Annotated in this window: 20 protein-coding genes and 1 rRNA gene; all 21 read right to left on the minus strand. The window is 44.8% G+C overall.

Annotation, left to right across the window (positions count from 1 at the left end; genetic code table 11):
- Positions 1–340: ribosomal RNA gene (locus ABCM67_RS02020) — 16S ribosomal RNA — on the minus strand; the annotation flags it as partial.
- A 1,441-nt stretch (positions 341–1,781) separates the two neighbouring features.
- On the minus strand, positions 1,782–2,024 hold the full coding sequence (locus ABCM67_RS02025; RefSeq protein ID WP_022426205.1) for a hypothetical protein: 243 nt from the start codon (positions 2,022–2,024) through the stop codon (positions 1,782–1,784).
- 124 nt (positions 2,025–2,148) lie between these two features.
- Positions 2,149–3,522: a DNA repair protein RadA gene (radA, locus tag ABCM67_RS02030; RefSeq protein ID WP_021650957.1), complete on the minus strand. Its 1,374-nt coding sequence runs from the start codon at positions 3,520–3,522 to the stop codon at positions 2,149–2,151.
- Positions 3,516–3,929, minus strand: coding sequence for a hypothetical protein (locus ABCM67_RS02035; protein WP_015525913.1), 414 nt, complete (start codon positions 3,927–3,929; stop codon positions 3,516–3,518). Before ABCM67_RS02035 ends, radA begins: the two co-directional genes overlap by 7 nt.
- 96 nt (positions 3,930–4,025) lie before the next feature.
- A complete protein-coding gene (locus ABCM67_RS02040) occupies positions 4,026–6,491 on the minus strand; it encodes an ATP-dependent Clp protease ATP-binding subunit (protein ID WP_342992456.1) in 2,466 nt (821 codons plus the stop codon).
- A gap of 11 nt (positions 6,492–6,502) precedes the next feature.
- Positions 6,503–6,880, minus strand: a complete 378-nt coding sequence (locus ABCM67_RS02045; RefSeq protein ID WP_015525911.1) for a GntR family transcriptional regulator — start codon at positions 6,878–6,880, stop codon at positions 6,503–6,505.
- 72 nt (positions 6,881–6,952) lie between these two features.
- Entirely contained in the window at positions 6,953–7,726 is a 774-nt protein-coding gene (locus tag ABCM67_RS02050; RefSeq protein WP_015525910.1) for an SseB family protein, read from the minus strand.
- A gap of 185 nt (positions 7,727–7,911) precedes the next feature.
- Positions 7,912–9,186 (minus strand): phosphoribosylamine--glycine ligase, encoded by a 1,275-nt coding sequence (purD, locus tag ABCM67_RS02055; RefSeq protein WP_022426209.1) that lies wholly within the window; start codon positions 9,184–9,186, stop codon positions 7,912–7,914.
- Between the two features lie 32 nt (positions 9,187–9,218).
- Positions 9,219–9,842: a phosphoribosylglycinamide formyltransferase gene (gene purN, locus ABCM67_RS02060; RefSeq protein WP_015525907.1), complete on the minus strand. Its 624-nt coding sequence runs from the start codon at positions 9,840–9,842 to the stop codon at positions 9,219–9,221.
- Positions 9,836–10,861, minus strand: coding sequence for a phosphoribosylformylglycinamidine cyclo-ligase (gene purM, locus ABCM67_RS02065; protein ID WP_015525906.1), 1,026 nt, complete (start codon positions 10,859–10,861; stop codon positions 9,836–9,838). The genes purN and purM overlap by 7 nt, the downstream gene beginning before the upstream one ends.
- A 50-nt stretch (positions 10,862–10,911) precedes the next feature.
- Complete coding sequence (gene purE, locus ABCM67_RS02070) at positions 10,912–11,412, minus strand: 5-(carboxyamino)imidazole ribonucleotide mutase (protein WP_015525905.1); 501 nt, start codon at positions 11,410–11,412, stop codon at positions 10,912–10,914.
- Positions 11,413–11,535: 123 nt separating this feature from the next.
- Entirely contained in the window at positions 11,536–13,620 is a 2,085-nt protein-coding gene (locus ABCM67_RS02075; RefSeq protein WP_342992458.1) for an aminopeptidase, read from the minus strand.
- Entirely contained in the window at positions 13,598–14,209 is a 612-nt protein-coding gene (locus ABCM67_RS02080) for an HD domain-containing protein (RefSeq protein ID WP_021650961.1), read from the minus strand. Before ABCM67_RS02080 ends, ABCM67_RS02075 begins: the two co-directional genes overlap by 23 nt.
- 3 nt (positions 14,210–14,212) lie before the next feature.
- Positions 14,213–14,527: a hypothetical protein gene (locus ABCM67_RS02085; protein WP_015525901.1), complete on the minus strand. Its 315-nt coding sequence runs from the start codon at positions 14,525–14,527 to the stop codon at positions 14,213–14,215.
- Positions 14,511–14,984, minus strand: a complete 474-nt coding sequence (locus ABCM67_RS02090) for a VanZ family protein (RefSeq protein ID WP_022426214.1) — start codon at positions 14,982–14,984, stop codon at positions 14,511–14,513. The genes ABCM67_RS02085 and ABCM67_RS02090 overlap by 17 nt, the downstream gene beginning before the upstream one ends.
- Before the next feature lie 64 nt (positions 14,985–15,048).
- Positions 15,049–15,201 carry a hypothetical protein gene (locus tag ABCM67_RS02095; protein WP_342992459.1) on the minus strand — a complete coding sequence of 51 codons (153 nt, stop codon included), beginning with the start codon at positions 15,199–15,201 and terminating at the stop codon, positions 15,049–15,051.
- 70 nt (positions 15,202–15,271) lie between these two features.
- On the minus strand, positions 15,272–15,946 hold the full coding sequence (gene pyrE / locus ABCM67_RS02100) for an orotate phosphoribosyltransferase (protein ID WP_015525899.1): 675 nt from the start codon (positions 15,944–15,946) through the stop codon (positions 15,272–15,274).
- 139 nt (positions 15,947–16,085) lie between these two features.
- Positions 16,086–16,982, minus strand: a complete 897-nt coding sequence (locus tag ABCM67_RS02105) for a dihydroorotate dehydrogenase (RefSeq protein ID WP_092069490.1) — start codon at positions 16,980–16,982, stop codon at positions 16,086–16,088.
- A 5-nt stretch (positions 16,983–16,987) separates the two neighbouring features.
- Positions 16,988–17,782: a dihydroorotate dehydrogenase electron transfer subunit gene (locus ABCM67_RS02110; RefSeq protein ID WP_021650964.1), complete on the minus strand. Its 795-nt coding sequence runs from the start codon at positions 17,780–17,782 to the stop codon at positions 16,988–16,990.
- Positions 17,783–17,797: 15 nt separating this feature from the next.
- The gene (gene pyrF / locus ABCM67_RS02115; protein WP_059085168.1) at positions 17,798–18,724 is read right to left on the minus strand and encodes an orotidine-5'-phosphate decarboxylase; all 927 of its coding nucleotides are present in this window, start codon (positions 18,722–18,724) and stop codon (positions 17,798–17,800) included.
- Positions 18,721–20,019 (minus strand): dihydroorotase, encoded by a 1,299-nt coding sequence (locus ABCM67_RS02120; RefSeq protein ID WP_022426216.1) that lies wholly within the window; start codon positions 20,017–20,019, stop codon positions 18,721–18,723. Before ABCM67_RS02120 ends, pyrF begins: the two co-directional genes overlap by 4 nt.
- Positions 20,020–20,269: the final 250 nt, after the last annotated feature.

Below are 20,269 nucleotides of genomic sequence, written 5' to 3' on the forward strand. Positions count from 1 at the left end.
TCTCAGTCCCAATGTGGCCGTTCACCCTCTCAGGCCGGCTATGGATCGTCGCCTTGGTGGGCCGTTACCTCACCAACCAGCTAATCCAACGCGGGTCCATCTTATACCACCGGAGTTTTTCACACTGAGCCATGCAGCTCTGTGCGCTTATGCGGTATTAGCAGTCATTTCTGACTGTTATCCCCCTGTATAAGGCAGGTTACCCACGCGTTACTCACCCGTCCGCCACTAGAAACAATCTAAATCTGCCGAAGCTTCAATAAAAGGTTTCCCGTTCGACTTGCATGTGTTAAGCACGCCGCCAGCGTTCATCCTGAGCCAGGATCAAACTCTCTGATAAAATGTTTGATTCATTTACTCAAGACAACCGTTTGGCTATCTCTCGTTTTTACTGCTTTTGGTTTGTTTAAACCGTTCTTTAAATGTAAAGAAATTTTCGAGAATCGTATGTGTTTCACTGTTTAGTTATCAAGGTTTGTTGTGTCTGTCTCTCAGACAGCTCGTTTATTTTATCTCATCTCTTTTTGTTTGTCAAGCACTTTTTTAAGTTTTTTTCAAACATTTTTGAGTTAAGATCTTGTTGTCGTTTCGTTGACGACTTGGATACTTTATCATATCTTCTGTCTTTTGTCAACTGCGAATTTCATTTTTCTGAAATTCTTTTTAATTGTTTGTTTTTTGAAAACAATTATTTGCGACAGCTCAGTTATAATACCACTGGGAGTTATGCTTGTCAACCATAAATTTCAATTTTTTTAGATTTTCCTGGAAGTTTATTTTTATAGGACAATTTCTTTTCTGCTATCATTCATCTATTATGCTATTATCTTCCTGTTTATTATTTTATATGTGTTGTTTTTTAATAAGACTCTTCGCTGTATGGCGCTACGCCGGTCGCATTTTCAATGCGGGAATATGCAGGGGGAAGGCCATCTCAGAGTTCCGTAGCCCGAAGGCCCTCCCCCTGCACCCCCACCCTCTTGGGCACGGAAGGAGTTCTGCGTTGTTGTATGTACTGCGTTGTTGACTTTTGTCTGTATGCTTCGGTATTGGATGTGGAACGTTGTGCCGATCTGGTTTCTGTATTCTTCGATATTTATGGTGATACACTGGGCCGATCTAGTTCCTGTATTCTTCGATATTTATGGTGATACGCTGTGACGATCCCGTTTCTGTATTCTTCGATACTTATAGGAATATTCTGTACCAGTCTGACATTTCAGGACAGGACGCCCAGTCTGCTTCCATCCCCCGCATGTTTTTTCCTGTCGGTTGGAAGAGTCAGCCAGAGGAAGGTGGCATCGGGCCGGGCTGCTGCGGAGGAGGGGTGATTACTACTTGGGCTGCGGGAGACGGCGTTATTGCGGCAGGGCCTGCTGTCTGAGCCGGAGGCGAGTTCTGGCCCTGCCACAATGCTTTTAGCCGTCTCACGGAGCCCTAGTAGTATCCCCCGACGGAGTCCCTGCCCGGAGCGATGCCACCTCCCTCTGGCGTCCCTCAACCACATCCACCTCTCAAAATCTCAAAAACATCCCCGCCTGCATCCACCCCCGGACCGATGCCACCTTTCTCTGGCGTCCCTCTCCATCCACCCCACAAAACCGCAAAAACACCCCCGCCTGCATCCACTCCCCGGAGCGATGCCACCTTCCTCTGGCGTCCCTCTCCATCCCAACAAAAAAAACGGCACCCGGCAGTTCCAACACTGCCAGACACCGGAACCAAAACACCCGTCAAACAGACCTATACAATATATAATCAACATTCGCTATCTGCTCAACTCAATTACCACCAGAAAGTTCTCTCAGCAACTCAAGATCGCTGGCCTGCACTTTAATATTCGTAGTCAGCTTCTCACCCTCAGGGCTAATATACGTCACCTCAAGAATGCTCCCCTCACGAATCCCACGCCGGGAAATCGCACTACAAAATGCCGGAAACTTCGGATGATTCTGTTTAAATGTATTCCATGCATTCATAACCTTCATCATATTTCCAATATTTCCAATATTACCAATACCCATAACCAACACCAGCCTTTCCCTTACTATCATCTATGTTTTTTTATCTATTAACCCAAACACAGCCGCCGTACAAACCATACAGCGGCTGACCACATGATCCTATTCAAAATAACCTGCCGGGAACTCACAACCCTCTGATAAAAGAAATCGCATCCCGGATCCCAGCCACATAAACCAATTTAATTCCTTTAATACTCTCTGTAGCCGTCCGGTTCACCTCAGGAAGTATCACCGTCTCAAACCCAAGCTTTTTCGCTTCCTGCACACGCTGTCCGGCCATACTCACTGCACGAACCTCGCCACTCAGACCAATTTCACCAAACGCCATCACAGAATCCGGGATCACGATCTCCTTCGCACTGGAAATAATAGCAAGACAAATACCCAGATCGATCGCCGGCTCTGTCATCTTCATGCCACCCGCAATATTCACATAAGCATCCGAAGCAGCAAGATGAACTCCCGCCTTCTTCTCCAGAACCGCCATCAAAAGATTCACACGATTAAAATCCGTACCAACTGCTGTTCTTCTCGGAATTCCAAAATTACTCTGACACACCAGAGCCTGAATCTCCACCAAAATCGGTCTCGTCCCCTCCATAGAACATGCAACAACAGACCCCGAAGCATTCTCCGGTCTTCCATTCAAAAGGAACTCGGAAGGATTCTTCACTTCTTCAAGTCCGGAATTCTGCATCTCAAAAACACCAATTTCATTGGTAGAACCAAAACGATTTTTCACCGCACGCAGGATCCGGTAAGAAGCATGCCTGTCTCCCTCAAAGTAAAGCACAGTATCTACCATATGTTCCAGTACACGAGGACCTGCCACATTTCCCTCCTTGGTCACATGACCCACGATAAAAATGGACACTCCCATACCCTTAGCGATCTGCATCAGTACATTGGTAGATTCCCTCACCTGAGAAACACTTCCCGGTGCAGACGAAATATCTTCATGAAACATCGTCTGGATAGAATCCACAACAGCTACATCTGGTTTCGTCCGCTCAATGATCTCCCGGATATTTTCAAGATTCGTCTCACAGAGCAGTTTCAGTTTATCATTAAACGTTCCAAGCCGATCTGCCCGGAGCTTGATCTGTCTGAGAGACTCCTCACCAGAAATATACAAAACAGAAATCCCCTGTGAAGATAAATTTCTGCACACCTGCAACAACAATGTAGACTTGCCAATACCAGGATCTCCACCTACCAAAACAAGGGAGCCGGGGACGATTCCGCCTCCCAGCACCCTGTCAAGTTCACCGATTCCACAGCTCTGACGTTCATCTGAAGAAAGACTGATATCTTTCAGAACTACAGGCTCCGTTTTCTTTTGTGTAGTTTTAATACTCCCTGAGGAAGATTTTTTGGAAGAAACCGTTTCCTCCACAAAAGTATTCCATGCCTTGCATGCCGGGCACTGCCCCATCCACTTGGCTGATTCATACCCGCATTCCTGACAGAAATAAACCGTTTTTTTATTTTTTAGCATTTTACAATTTTAACTTCTGCTTTGGTGTTCGCATCCAGTTCAACACTGAAAGAAAGCTTGCCGCCCAGGTTTGTGGTCATTGTACCTGTACTTACATCATCAATAAATACCTGATACTCTGTCTCAGCTTCCAGTTCAACAGTAATCTGAGAATCCTCAAAGCCCTGAACCTCAAAACTCATTGCTGTTCCATCCTGCTGAAGATGGAACACACTGGTTCCCGGAACAGACTCATATACGAACATTCCATTACGCTCAAGTTTGGTGATCTCCTTATATGTTTTTACTTTATACATATCTCCCTGATACTGATAATCCGACAATTTGGATTTCTGATTTAATTCATAATCTCCAAAACTGATAGTCCCATTATCTTCTGTGCGGATCAATTCCTGTACCACTGCCATGATCTTATGTCCTCCTGAAATCTTTCGTTGTATAGTTTTAATTTTGTTAATTATAACTTATTTCTGTTTTTTTGGCTATAGAAAGTAATAAAATTCTTACGCTTTCTCCGCATCTTTTACTTCAAAGTAGATTTTCTTGTCTTTGACCTTCACCTGTACGGTATCACCGGCTTTGATCCGACCTTCAAGGATTTCTGTTGCCATCTCATCCTCAATCTTTGTCTGGATCGCACGACGCAGCGGTCTTGCACCGTATTTACTGTCAAAGCCTGCATCTGCGATAAGATCTTTAGCTGCTCCGGTAACTTTCAGTATGATATCCAGCTGTTCCTGACAGCGTTTTTCCAGGTTTTTCAAAAGAATAGTAACGATCTTTCTGATATTTTCTTTATTCAGAGAATGGAATACCATGATCTCATCGATCCGGTTCAGAAATTCCGGCTTAAACATCCGCCGCACTTCTTCCATCACTCCGGACTTCATCCGTTCATAATCACGCTTTTCCGTATCTCCGGACATAAATCCAAGATGTTTCGGTTCCATGATCATCTGCGCACCTGCGTTAGAAGTCATGATAATGATCGTCTGCTTAAAATCCACTTTTCTGCCTTGAGCATCTGTAATATGACCATCATCAAGTACCTGCAGAAGAATATTAAACACATCCGGATGAGCCTTTTCAATCTCGTCAAAAAGAATGACACTGTATGGATTTCTGCGCACTTTTTCGCTGAGCTGTCCACCTTCTTCATAGCCTACATATCCGGGCGGCGATCCGATCATTTTAGAAACACTATGTTTTTCCATATATTCGGACATATCTACACGGATCATTGCCTGCTCACTTCCAAATACAGCTTCCGCCAGCGCTTTGGAAAGCTCCGTTTTTCCCACTCCGGTAGGTCCCAGGAATAAGAAAGAACCTATAGGCCTTGCGGGATCCTTTAATCCTACTCTTCCCCTTTTTACCGCACGGGCAACTGCAGAAACTGCCTCATCCTGTCCGATCACACGTTTTTTCAGAACCTTTTCCAAATTTGCAAGCCTACGGGATTCCCCCTCTGTCAGACGCTGTACAGGTATTTTTGTCCAGTCAGACACAATACCGGCAACTGCCTCTTCATCAACTGTAAGTGGATTTTTCCGATTTTTCCGCTCCGCCTTTCTTCGGATCTTTTCCAATTCTGCTTCCGCCTCATTCTGCTTTGCCTGTGCTGCTTTTGCACCTTCAAGATCTGCATTTATGACTGCCTGTTCTTTTTGTTTCAAAATATCGTGGATCTCTCTTTCCAGTGCTTCTGCTTTCGGAGACGGACGATATCCCGCCAGTTGTACTTTCGACGCTGCCTCATCAATAATGTCAATGGCTTTATCCGGAAGAAACCGGTCATTGATATAACGAACGGACATTTTTACAGCCGCCTCAAGGGCCTCATCCAGAATCTCTACATCATGATGTTTTTCATAATATGGGCGCAGCCCCTTCAGGATTTCAACAGCCTCCTCTTCTGTAGGCTCTTCCACGATGATAGGCTGAAAACGCCGTTCAAGCGCTGCATCCTTTTCAATGTATTTCCGATATTCTTCCAGTGTCGTTGCTCCGATCAGCTGGATCTCTCCACGGGAAAGAGACGGTTTCAGGATATTGGAAGCATCCAGTGCACCTTCCGCTCCACCTGCTCCGATGATCGTATGAATCTCATCAATAAAGAGCAATATTCCCTGCTGTTCGCTTACCTCATCGATCACATTTCGGATACGTTCTTCAAACTCACCGCGATATTTACTTCCTGCGACCATTCCGGAAAGATCCAGAACTACCACACGTTTATCTTTTACAGTATCCGGTACCATTCCTGTGACGATCCGCTGTGCAAGTCCCTCTACGATAGCCGTTTTTCCTACTCCCGGCTCTCCAGTCAGGCAGGGATTGTTCTTTGTTCTTCTGCTCAGGATCTGGATCAGTCTGGCAATCTCTTTATCCCTTCCCACTACAGGATCCAGCTTACCTTCTTCTGCCATGGCCGTCAGATCTCGGCTATACTGATCCAGAGTTGGTGTTACACTGCTGTTTCTTCCCTTTGAAGCTTTTACAGCCTGGAATTCTTCCGCAATGGCATCGCTGTCCATTCCCATAGCTGTCAGCACTGCCGCATAAAGCTTCTGGATATTGGCACCCATTGTGTACAGCAGTCTGGTACCCACACAGTCTGTTTCTTTCAACATTGCCAGCAGAATATGTTCTGTCCCGACTTCCTCAAAACGCATGGATTCTGCTTCTGCATATGCACCCTCCAGAACTCTTCTGGTTCTCGGACTGAATCCCGGTCTCTGTGAAACAGCCGTATTTCCCGGCGGTGCGATCAGTTTATCGATCAGAGCCATCGCTTTATCAGCCTGGATTCCAAACTCCTCCAGAACTCTTCCTGCTGTGCCCTCCTTTTCTTCTACAAGCCCGACCAGCAGATGCTCCGTGCCGATATAACTATGTCCGCAGGAGCTGGCTGCCTCTTTTGCCAGAGCAAGAACATTCTCTGCCTGTTTTGTATATCGTTCCTGCATGATGTCTCCTCCTATCTGTCTGTGTCATACTCGTCAAAAATCTCGTCCACCAGCTGATGGACTTCTTCTCTTGTTACATTTTTACAGCATCCCCATGCCATTGCTACTGTCAGATTCTGTTTCATTTCTTCCAGTGCTCTGACCTTATCTGCATCTATGGAGATCACCGCTCCCTTTCGCCTGTCAATAGTCACAAAGCCTTCCTGACGAAGCAGCGCATATGCCTTATTCACAGTATGCATATTGATTCCTGCAATGCTTGCAAGCTGCCGTACAGAAGGCAGAGTATCCCCTTCATGAAGCCTTGATGTAGCGATCCCCATTATGATCTGATTGGTGATCTGCATATAGATTGCCTCATCACTGTTAAAATCGATTTCTATCACCATAGGGTAATCTCTCCTCTACAACAGCAAAAGGCTGCACAGTTTCATCCTGGCAGCCTGCTGTGATTTTTGTTTTTATTTACTGATCCCTGCAATCTTCTCTATCTGTTCTTTGTTAAGAACCAGATTAAATCCCATTGGATTTACCACATAAGCGTTTGCCTGCGGAATCATCAGGCTCGGAAGTTTATCTATAGTCACTTTCGCAACACGGAGATTCTTGCCTCTTCCAAATTTCTCAAATTCCATAACATCTGTAAACACAGGCTGCATGATCTTATCCTCTTTATTTTTCAGATACGGAATATGGAGCTTTCCATCTTCTTCCTGCTCTGCATTGATTGCGATCAGAAATTCTGCCTTACGCAGGTTAGCTATCAGCTCTTCTTCCAGCTCACGGATATTTTTGTGCTCTTCCTGTTTTACCGGACGACGCAATTCCTGCATAAAATAGATTCCGGAAAGTTCAAGCGAAGGATTCAGAAGCGGTCTCTTTGACGGCTCGATCTTACTCATATCTCTCTGGTTTGCGATCTTTCCGATCTCAATCTCGATCTTCTCTTCTCCGTCGATCCAGATCACACTGTTCACTCCGATCGCGTACAGCGTACCATACAGTCTTGGATAGTCTTTTTTCTCATATTTCATGCCCATAAGAAGGATCTTATCCTCAAGGAGCTGTTTACCATATTCTTTGATCTCTTCTTCTGTGGCAAAAATCCTTGCCTGGTCATTAAATGTTTCTTCATCACAGGTCACATATGGAAGTCTGGTTGCCTGTGAATATGCAACAAATACTTCCTCTCTGTTTCTGAGCTCATGGATTGCTTCTTCTACACTGATTCCCATTTTTCTGTCCTCTCTGCCTCATCACTTGGATGCGACACCTCATCAAGGAAAATGGTTGGTTCCTGTTGTGCCCTGTCAGCATCCAGCTTTTCATGTTCGTAACTACTCACTGTGTTTCATAGTTGTTACTATTGTACAATGAAATCCCTGTTTTCGTCAAGCTGTGCCTGTGAAAAATGACCAACTTAAGCCTCGTCGATAGCTTTTCCGATATCGTGACGCATATACTTATTTGCAAAGCTGATCCACTCTGTAGCAGCATATGCATTCTTTCTGGCTTCTTTTAATGTCTCTCCTTTGGCAGTGATGCCAAGAACACGCCCACCGTTCGTAACGATTTCTCCATCTTTAAATTTGGTTCCCGCATGGAAACAGTAGTATCCGTCTTTGTCCTTAAAATTCTCAAATCCATGGATCGGGATACCTTTTTCGTATTTTACCGGATATCCATCACTTGCAAGAACAACACAAACTGCTGCATTGTCCTCAAATTTCAGATCGATCTGATCAAGTTTGCCGTCTACACAGGCTTCCATTACTTCAATGATATCATTCTCCATACGCGGAAGAACAACCTGTGCCTCCGGATCCCCAAATCTTGCATTATATTCCAGAACCTTCGGGCCATCTGCAGTAAGCATCAGTCCGAAGAAAATGATTCCCTTAAACGGACGTCCCTCTGCTGCCATGGCATCTACTGTTTTCTGATAAACATATTTCTTACAGAATTCATCTACTTCCGGAGTATAGAACGGACTTGGAGAAAATGTTCCCATTCCGCCTGTATTCAGTCCCTGATCCCCATCCTTCGCACGCTTGTGATCCTGCGCGGATGTCATGGTACGGATCGTCTTTCCATCTACAAAAGAAAGTACGGAAACCTCACGGCCAGTCATAAATTCTTCAATTACCATGGTATTTCCGGCATTTCCGAATTTTTTGTCTTCCATGATCTCTTTTACGCCAGCTTCTGCCTCTGCAAGATCCTGACAGATCAGAACTCCTTTTCCAAGAGCAAGACCATCTGCCTTCAAAACGATCGGGAATTTTGCCTCGGTCCTTAAATATTCCAGAGCTTTTTCCGGATCATCAAAATTCTCATAAGCAGCTGTAGGAATGTCGTATTTTTTCATAAGATCCTTGGAAAAAGCCTTGGAGCCTTCCAGAATAGCAGCATTTTTGCGCGGTCCGAACACACGCAGTCCCTCTGCCTCAAATACATCTACGATTCCGCCCACAAGAGGATCATCCATTCCCACGATAGTAAGATCGATCTCTTTTTCTTTGGCAAAGGCTGCCAGTTTTTCAAATTCCATTGCTCCGATATCTGCACATTCCGCATACTCTGCGATTCCTGCATTTCCAGGTGCGCAGTAGATCTTGTCAACTTTCGGGCTTTTTGCAACACTCCATGCAATTGCATGTTCTCTTCCGCCGCTTCCTACGATTAATACTTTCATCTGTTTACTCCTTTGTTTCATCTGTCTGCTGATTACTTTAAAGAAACAATTCCATCTGTCACTGTGATCTTGTCATTGGCGATAAGATTGATTGCTTCCGGAAGGATCTTCCACTCTGCTTTTTCCATTACACGTCTCTGAAGCTCCTTGGATGTATCTCCGTCTTTTACCTTTACTGCTTTCTGAAGAATGATCGGACCTGTATCCGTTCCGGCATCTACGAAATGAACCGTAGCGCCTGTTACTTTCACGCCTCTTGCAAGAACTGCATCATGGACCTTAAGTCCATAAAAACCTTTTCCGCAGAAAGACGGGATCAGAGATGGATGGATATTGATGATCTTGTTGGGATACGCTTCCACCATCATCGGAGGGATCGCAACCAGATATCCTGCAAGAACGATCAGATCCACCTCTTTTTCCTGAAGCTTCGCCAGTAATGCTTTATGGAAAGCTTCTCGGTCCGGATAGTCTTTCGGTGCGATGCATACCGCCTCTATATCATGCTTTCTGGCTCTTTCCAGAGCATAAGCGGAGGCATTATTACTGATCACAATATCCACTTTTGCATTTGTGATCTCTCCTGCATCAATAGCATCCAGGATCGCCTGAAGATTCGTTCCCCCACCGGAAACAAGAACACCGATCTTTAACATAAGGTCACTCCCTTTTCTCCCTCTTCAATGGATCCTACCACATATGGCTTATCGCCGGTTTTGCGGATAGCTTCCATTGTTTTGTCAACATCTGCAGGATCTACTGCCAGGATCATTCCAAGACCCATATTATATGTATTATACATCATATGCTCATCAATATTTCCTTTTTCAGCAAGGAGCTTGAAGATCGGAAGTACCGGATAGCTGTCTTTTTTGACAACAGCTCTGGTTCCCTCTTTCAGCATACGCGGGATATTCTCATAAAATCCACCACCTGTGATATGGCTGCATGCATGGATCTTCACGCCAGACTCTCGGATGCTCTTCAGCGCTTTTACATAGATTCTGGTCGGTGCGATCAGTGCCTCTCCCAGAGTTGTTCCAAGCTCTTCATAATAAGTATCCAGAGACTCTTTTGTCATGTCAAATACTTTACGTACAAGAGAAAATCCATTACTGTGAACTCCTGTGGAAGCCATACCGATCAGGACATCTCCTGGTTTCAGGGCCTCTCCTGTAAGAAGATCTTTTTTGTCAACGACTCCTACTGCAAATCCGGCAAGGTCGTACTCATCTTCCGGCATAAGTCCAGGATGCTCTGCTGTCTCACCACCGATCAGAGCTGCCTCAGACTGTACACAGCCCTCTGCAACACCTTTTACGATCTCTGCGATCTTTTCCGGATAATTTTTGCCGCAAGCAATGTAGTCCAGGAAAAACAATGGCTCGCCGCCTGCACATGCAATATCATTTACACACATGGCTACAGCATCGATTCCGATGGTATCATGCTTGTCCATAACCATGGCTACCTTAACCTTGGTTCCACATCCGTCTGTTCCGGAAACCAGAGTAGGCTCTTCCATATCTTTGAATTTCTCCATGGAAAATGCACCTGAGAATCCACCGATTCCTCCAAGTACCTCCGGTCTCATTGTCTTGGCAATGTGCTTTTTCATCAGCTCTACTGATTTGTATCCTGCCTCAATATCTACGCCTGAAGTCTTGTAATCCATAATGTCCTCCTTATGACAACACCTTTTTATTTTTATGGTAAAAGATTTATTTAGTAATTTTTGTATCCAACTTCCTGAAGCCTTGCGTCTTTCTTCTCAACCTGCTCCTTCAGATCCTGACTGTAGGCTTTCAGTCTGGAAAGAAGCTCTGCGTCGGAAGTTGCAAGGATCTTGGCAGCAAGAAGTCCCGCATTGGCGCCACCATTGATCGCTACTGTAGCAACCGGGATACCGCTTGGCATCTGTACGATTGAGTAAAGGGAATCTCTTCCTCCCAGAGAGGTTGTATGCATCGGAATACCGATCACCGGCATCGGAAAGATCGCTGCGCACATTCCCGGAAGATGAGCTGCCATTCCTGCGCCTGCGATGATAACTTTGAAGCCTTTTTCTTCTGCTGTCTTTGCATACTCGAAAAATACATCCGGTTCTCTGTGTGCGGAAATGATCTTCATTTCATAATCAATCCCCAGTTTCTCCAGGATATCTGCTGCTTTGCTCATAACCGGCATATCTGAATCACTACCCATTACAATTCCTACTTTTGCCATTGTGTTCTCCTTTCATGGTACACTAACTGAATATTAGCCTGTGTCCTTTGACTATTGTTATGGTTATTCTACGTATATTCTCACTTTCTGTCAATACGATCGGAAAAACTGTAAATTTACTAATTAACTTATATTATTATTTAATGGAAGATTCTCAAAAGGACGGTTCAATTCCTCTGTTCCGGGAAGAACAAACCTTCCGTTTTCGATAATGGAGATCATTTCTCCCTCATCATCGATCACCCGGATACTTCCAAGCTCATCATAAGGTATCGTAATATCTGTATGACAGCCATAATAAGCAAGGCTTACGTCATCCTTTCGCATCTCGGAAATCTCATTATCCCTGGCAATGATCTCTTTTCCATCCGGATTATATACCGGTGTATCCTCTGCCCAGCTGTAACAGGTATCGCCCACAGCAAAATGCGGTCCCATTTTTTCTGCGATCAGGATCGGAAGCTTATCCGCAATTCCGTATTTCAGCGCCGCCACATAAGCTGTGGTATTTGTACCGATGGCAAACTCTCCCATGGGGATCTTCGGATGGTGGTGGAGGATATTATCTTCAATATATTTCCGGTTCTCTTCTTCGGTTTTAAAATTCGAGCAGGTGTAATCAATAACCTGGCCGCAGTCAAATACCAGCTTCAGATCCCGGAACTGAAGACCGTTCAGATATACTTTTTTCACATGAAGGATTCCGCCTGTGCCTGCCAGCTGCGGAGATGTAAAGACTTCGCCCACCGGAATGTTCACATCTGCCACGCAGTTCTCAAAATTCGTCTGTTTCTTCGGATCTGTCAGTTCATGAAGATGGATCAGAAGATCCGTCTCATTGTCTCCACGTCCTTTGACTTCCACCCACTCACAGGTATCCAGGGTATTGATGATCGTCTGCTGGATTTCCTGATAGAGATGGTAATCCAATGTATTGATCTTTACGATCTCACGGAAAATTTCCTCATAATTTCCACCAATCTCAGGAACCGGATATGCAATGATCGTAAAACTTCTCTCATCACCTTTGATGTATCGGTTTACGATCTGTCCGGATTCATTGTCAAGTTCTGTCTGAAGCTTCTGCTGTGTCTCGCTTAATGCATAAGCTTCCGGTTTACTTATCGGAGAGAAAGGATTTTCTCCAAATGTATCAATGCAGGCCGGACCGCCATGTACTTCTGCCAGTTCTCTGTACTTCTCATAGGAGGTCTGCATAGCACGAAGTTTTCGCTGAACAAAATCCCCATCCAGGAACAATGCACTGTCCTGACGATGATCGTAATCGTACTGCGGATTGGCAACGCCGCCTGTATAGCCTACTCTCACGGCGCCTCTCTTATTTACCACATGCGTTGCATGGCGATAGATCACCGGCTTCAGACCCATTTTTTCAAACTGGAGGATCGCTGCTTTTACCATCCGTTCAAAACCAAGACTATATCGGATATTTACTGTTTTCTTTTTTGTGATATCCTTCCGTCCGGTGATAAATCCGATCCGATAGCCTTCTGTATAGGTAGAAGCCATCTTATCGATCTCTTCCTGAGAAAGGGAGTTCAGAAACTCTGCAACTCCTGTTTCATTCTCTGAAACAAACTCGCCATAGCGATACAGATATCTCAGATCCGAAAGATCCGAATTCATGATGATATCTGCTGCAAAGTCAAGCTCCGGATCTACACCTTCCCGTATCCTCTGCTCCATCATATCCTGGCAGTAATCATTTACATAGGAACGGAGAATCCCCTCCACTGTTGCCGCCTCCGGAAGTTCTTCCTCACAAAATGCAGAATATACTTCTAGAAACAGTTCCATGGATACAGTCATATCCCACAGCCTTTTCTCATGAGCATAAGCTACAGTTCCTGCGATCTCTGCATACAGAAAACTGAAGGCTTTTCCATATTCTCCCATCTGCTGTACTGCATACGCCGGATTTCCATAGCTGCTTTCATAATTTTCCGAGAGGATATCCTGATAAAAGCAATGATTTCTCTCTTTCAACACCTCCATCGTAAGCTCTGCTGCGCTCTCATCCATCACATCTGCTGCCATGGAAAGAAACTTTGCCCTGTTTCTGAAAAAATCTCCAAACGGTTTTTTTACGGTTTCTTCTGTTATGATCTCACGGATCCGTTCCTTCGCAAGTCCATAACGTTCTTTCATGCATTCTTCCAAGACTTCATCTCCCATCTTTTTCATCATCGATCACATGCCCCAGGGCAATGTGTTTGTCAACGAGTTCTTTCATATATTCCCAGATCACTTCAGAACCCTCTCCTGTTTTCCGGTTTCTCTTATAAATCTGACTTTTCTTCACCTGATGCTCTTCCCAGCTTTTTCCGTTGGAAGCATCATTTAGAAACAATGGCTGACAATTATCTAGCACATGGGCAAATTTCGCCTCCGGGGTTTCGTAAGCCTCAAACTCCTCCCATAATGCTTTTAACCACTGTCCCTGATCTTCCGGCAATAGTCCATAGATCCGTTCTGCTGCCTGCTTCTCCCTGTATTCCTTGGTTGTCGCTCCTTTTTCATCATATGCATAGGTATCACCTGCATCGATTTCTACCAGATCATGCGCCAGTACCATAGGAATCACCTTCGAAAGATCCACTTCCTCATTGGAATATTCCTTTAAAAGCACCGCCATCAACGCCAGATGCCAGGAATGCTCCGCATCATTCTCTTTCCGCTTTCCGTCTGCAAGATATGTCTGTCGGAAAATATTCTTGACTTTATCTATCTCCATAATAAAGTCCAGCTGTTTTTTTAAGCGTTCTTTTTTATCCATCTGTTATACCCCCGATAAAAAAAGTCCCAGCCAGATAACCAGGATCACTCCGTTCAAAATAGACCCGACCATGCTCGTCCTGTGTTTCCGGTTTTCTTCCGAAAAGCTGGAAAGCCCCAGTGTAAAGCCATATGCAGAAAGCAGCATGGCAAAAAGCCCGGTTCCGCCGATCAGGCCCCCGAGCTTTCCATCAAAAAAGAGTGCAAGCACAACTGCCGCGATAAACAGCACGAGGGAAGCCGCCGCAAGTCCTACAGACCATTTTCCCTTGGAAGCTTCTCTTTTTTTTGCAAATGCATATCTATATCTTCTTGCCATTAATTTTTCTCCTAATCCTGTCGCAGACTGCATAAATCCCATATCCAAGCGCTGCGCCCAGAGTATTCAATATCATATCATCCACATCAAAGCAGCCAACTTTTGTAAGCAGCTGGATCACTTCTATCGTCAGACTGATAAAAAAGCCGGATAATATGATAAAAAAGCCATTTCGCATTTTTCCGGTTATTACCGGAAGAATAAATCCGTATGGCACAAATCCCAGCACATTTCCAAAAACATTTGTGAAAAGCGCAAATGTACCCACTATTTTTCGATAAGTCCAGAAACGCCTGATCTCCACAAACGGAACAAGATTGTAACGGTATTCTCTTTCTGCATCCGCCACTCTTCCGTATCCTTCGGAAAAGAACAGAAGATACACAAGAACAAGAACATACAATACAAAAAAAGCTGTCCCGAGTTTTTTTACTCTGCGTTTTGTCCCTTTTTCCAATATTCTCCCCTGCTTAAATAGTCCGAAAAGCCACACGGAACAACGTGCGGCTTTTCAGATCATATTAGATTAATATCTCTGATTTTCTTCTGAGCAGTCTCGCACCGTTCACGATCATCAGAATTCCTGTGACAAGTCCCGTCACCAGAATGACAATACCGAGTGCAAGGCTTCCCGCCCCGCTGCTCGCCATAGTTTTATAAATTTTTTCATTCATAAGGCTGCGTCCTCCCAGTAAAAGCGGACCTTCGGAATCCGCCGCTCTTTTATGACCTTTTATAACAATATTATTCTGCGCCGTACTGGTCATAATATGCATCAATGGCAGCTTTCAGCTTATCATCGATCACAACACGGCCTTTGTATTCTTTGTTGTAGAGATGCTCAACAACCTCCGCCATAGTTACAATAGCTGTAGTCTGAAGGCCGTAGGTTTCCTCGATCTCTTTGAGCGCACTCTTTGTTCCCTGGCCGCGTTCCATACGGTCAACAGAAACCACAAGACCTATCGGATTTACATCTCCCTGCGCTTTGATGATCGGAAGTGTTTCTTTAATGGATGTTCCTGCAGTCGTAACATCCTCAATGATCACTACCTTATCCCCATCCTGGATCGGGCTGCCAAGAAGAATTCCTTTATCTCCGTGGTCTTTCACTTCCTTACGGTTGGAACAGTAACGGATATCCTTTCCGTACATTTCACTGATCTCCATAGTTGCTGCTACAGAAAGCGGAATTCCTTTGTATGCCGGTCCAAACAGCACATCAAAATCCAGTCCGAATTTGCTTTCTATCGCTTTTGCATAATACTGTCCCAGCTTGCGAAGCTGCGCACCGGTACGGTAAAATCCTGTATTTACAAAAAATGGTGTCTTTCTTCCTGATTTCGTAGTAAAATCTCCAAATTTCAGGACATTACAGTCAATCATAAATTCAATAAATTCCTGCTTATACTGTTCCATTTATCTAATCCTCCATGTTTTTCATATATACGACAAACCCAGGATCCACACTCTGCTGCAATCCCAGTGTAAAATCCCTTTATTTATCCTGTTAATTCTAACATATGAACAACAGAATTGCAAATACGGCAATCCTCCGTTATTTCACTACTCCGATCAGCTCATTGATGTCTTCCACTTTCTGTTTTTCAAGAAATGCCTGAATACCATCTGCGATCTCCACAGTAGCATAAGGGTTAAAAAAGTTTGCAGTTCCCACAGACACTGCAGTAGCACCTGCCATAATAAATTCCAGGGCATCCTCAGCAGTTGCGATTCCTCCCATACCGATGATAGGAAGGGATACTGCATTTGCCACCTGATATACCATACGGACAGCTACCGGTTTTACTGCAGGACCGGACATTCCACCAGTTTTATTTGCCAGTGCAAATGTACGTCTGTTGATATCGATCTTCATTCCTGTCAGGGTATTGATAAGAGAAAGAACATCTGCGCCGCCAGCTTCTGCTGCTTTCGCCATCTCGGTAATATCGGTTACATTTGGGCTCAGCTTCATGATCACCGGCTGTTTTGCATATTTCTTTACTTCTTTTGTGATCTCTTCAAGAGCTTTCGGATTCTGACCGAAGGCAATTCCGCCTTCCTTGACATTCGGGCAGGAAACATTAATCTCCAGCATATCCACAGGCTCATTTCCAAGGCGTTCTACAACCTCACAGTAATCCTTTGCAGATTTTCCACAGACATTGACGATGATCTTTGTATCATATTTTTTAAGGAACGGAATATCTCTTTCACAGAAAACATCAATCCCCGGATTCTGAAGACCAATGGCATTGAGCATTCCGGATGCTGTCTCTGTCACTCTCGGTGTAGGATTTCCCGGCCACGGTACATTTGCCACACCTTTTGTCACAACTGCGCCAAGTCTGTTCAGATCCACAAATTCACTGTATTCCGCTCCGGAACCAAATGTTCCGGACGCTGTCATCACCGGATTCTTAAGTTCTACGCCGGCAAGATTTACATTCATTCTGCTCATAGCTCTACCTCCGTGCTCAGGAATACAGGTCCGTCTTTACATACTCTCTTGTTATGGACATGAGAATGAGAATCCACATCTTTGGATTTGCACACACAGGCAAGACACGCGCCTACGCCACAGGCCATACGCTCTTCCATGGAGATCCAGCACGGAATTCCTTTTTCAAGGGCATATGCCTTGATGGCACGGAGCATCGGGGCAGGTCCGCAGGCAAAGATCGCATCTGCCTCAAGATCGTTCTCACGGATGGCATCCATAACATTTCCCTTTGTTCCTGCAGAGCCGTCTTCTGTTGCCACATAGACATCTCCATAAGCTTCAAATTCCTTATTTAAAAACAGCTCATCTCTGTATCCGAGAACCATGATCTTTTCTGCGTCCAGCTGTTTAGCAGTTTCCAGCATTGGCGGGATTCCGATTCCTCCACCCATGAGAAACACTTTTTTGCCTTTTACTGCATCCAGCGGAAAACCATTTCCCAGAGGTCCCATAGTCTCAATGGGGACCCCTGCATGAAGTCTGGAAAATTCCTCCGTACCGGTTCCTTTTCCTGTAACGCGATATACCAGTCTCAGTTTTCCTTCTGCTTTATCGATCTCACAGAGACTGATGGGTCTTGGCAGAAGCTTACCGCCATTGCGGCTGTAAAGTGATACAAACTGTCCCGGCACTGCATTTTTTCCAATCTCACCTGCATCCAGCCACATACTGTAAATATCTGTACCAATACATTCCTGGCTGAGTATCTTACAGGGCTTTTTTGTTTTTTTACTTTCTGATGTACTCATAAAATGCCTCCTGTATTATCTGTTCTCCAGCGCACCGCTGATATCCGCGATCATATCTTTTACTGCCGCTCTGGAAGCATCTGCGTAATTTTCAGCGCCAAACTCTTTATATTTCTCCTGCTTATATGCAGCGATGATTCCTCTGGAAGAGTTTACGATAGCACCAAGTCCGTCCTCATTAAAGAAATGGACAAGATCTGCGCCCTTTCCACCCTGAGCACCATATCCGGGAACAAGGATAAATGTCTTCGGCATGATCTTTCTTAATACCTTTCCCATTTCCGGATAGGTCGCACCTACAACAGCACCAACATAACTATATCCATCACCCATAAGCTCATCGCCCCATTGTGCAACCTTCTCACCTACCAGCTCATAGAGCGGGCGACCGTCGATGACACGATCCTGGAACTCACCACTTGATGGATTGGAAGTTTTGACCAGAACAAAGATACCCTTTTTCTCTTCCTTACATACATCCATAAAGGGTTTCACACCATCAGAACCAAGGTATGGATTGACCGTTGCAAAATCCTCATCAAAACCTGCATATTTTTTTGAGCCTACCTGAACCTGTCCCAGGTGACCAACTGCATATGCTGCAGATGTGGAACCGATATCACCTCTTTTGATATCACCGATCACAACCAGATCTTTGGCTTTACAATACTCAACCGTTTTCTTGTATGCGATCAGTCCCGGGATACCAAACTGCTCATACATGGCGATCTGTGGTTTCACTGCCGGGATCAGATCACAGGTCGCATCCACGATCCCTTTGTTATACTGCCAGATTGCTTCTGCAGCGCCCTCCAGAGTCTCTCCAAACTCTGCAAAAGCCTTCTTCTGGATATGCTCCGGAATATAATTCAGCATAGGATCCAGTCCTACAACGATTGGTGCATTTGTTTTGCGGATATTGCTGATCAGTTTGTTAATCATGATTCTTTCTCCTCCTGGTTTTTAAATACAATTTTTCCGTCACAGATGGTATAAAGCACTTTTCCCTTTACTTTCCAGCCATCAAACGGTGTGTTATGTCCTTTGGAAACAAATTTATTTTTATCGATAGCATACTCCTGCTCCGTATCCACGATGATCACATCTGCCGGATGGCCTTTCTGGAGAGTTCCTCTGTCAAGCCCGAGGATTTTCGCCGGGTTCAGGCACATCTTCTCAACCATCTGTTTCAGTGTGATCACATCTTTTTCCACCAGCTCTGTATAGGTGAGCGGAAGGCTTGTTTCCAGACCTACGATCCCAAATGGTGCATTCTTCATAGAACCTGTTTTTTCCTGTGCACTGTGCGGTGCATGGTCCGTGCTGATCACCTCGATGGTACCGTCCTTCAGGCCCTGTTTCAGCGCTTCCACATCCTTCGGTGTACGGAGCGGCGGATTCATCTTGTAATTCGGGTCATCTGTTTTAATATCATCGGATGAAAGGATAAAATGGTGCGGGCATACTTCAGCTGTGATATTGTCGTATCCTTTCTCTTTTACGATCTTCATCATCTGAGCATCCCCATAAGTGGAACAGTGGCAGAGATGAAGATGGACTCCTGTCTCCAGCGCCAGAATGATATCTCTGGCTGTAATGGTATCTTCCACTGCATTGCAGATTCCGGGAAGCCCCAGTCTTTTGGCGTTCTCATCCTCATTCATGCATCCATCTCCACGCAGATCGATATCTTCACAATGGTCAAAAAACGGCACGCCACATTCTGCCGCGATCCTCATTGCTTCTTTACAAAGCGCTGTATTCATCACAGATTTACCATCCTCGGACACTGCCGGGATCCCTGCTTTCACCATTCCGGCAATATCTGCAAGTTCAGTACCTTTTTCTCCCATGGTGGCTGCACCTGCCTGAAGTACATGAATACCGGAAACCTGCGCCGCCTTGTTATGTACATAGTTTACCCGGTCCGGATTATCAATAGTGGGAGTTGTATTTGGCATAGCAACTACAGTTGTCACACCACCACGTGCTGCCGCAGCAGCACCACTCTTGATATCTTCCTTATGTGTCTGGCCCGGATCACGAAAATGGACATGAAGGTCGATAATTCCCGGCATGACCAGCTTTCCTTTCGCATCAATCACACGGTCGCCGTCTTTCTTTTTCAGCTTCTGGCCTATTTCCGCAATGATTCCGTCTTCCAGATAAATATCGCCTGTTTTATCCGTATCTGTAGCCGCATCCACGATCCGGCCTCCTCGAATCAGAATCCCCATTTCTGTTCTCCTCTCATCCTGTATTTTCAAAGCAGATCCTTCAATCCGCTTGTATTCTCCTATATCATACACGAAATCTCTCTATTTATAAAGATTTTTTTTACAAAGCAATTTCGCCCCTTTTTACACCCCGGAATTGTTGGAATTTTCTCCTTGACATTTCAAAACACGGGTTATATAATCAGAGCATGGCAAAATATTTAATGTAAAATCACTAGTTTTTAGAGATTATATTTACATGAATATAGTC

The organism is Blautia sp. 2227st1_G12_2227SCRN_220401 (genome assembly GCF_039062885.1).
GTDB lineage: Bacteria > Bacillota > Clostridia > Lachnospirales > Lachnospiraceae > Blautia_A > Blautia_A fusiformis.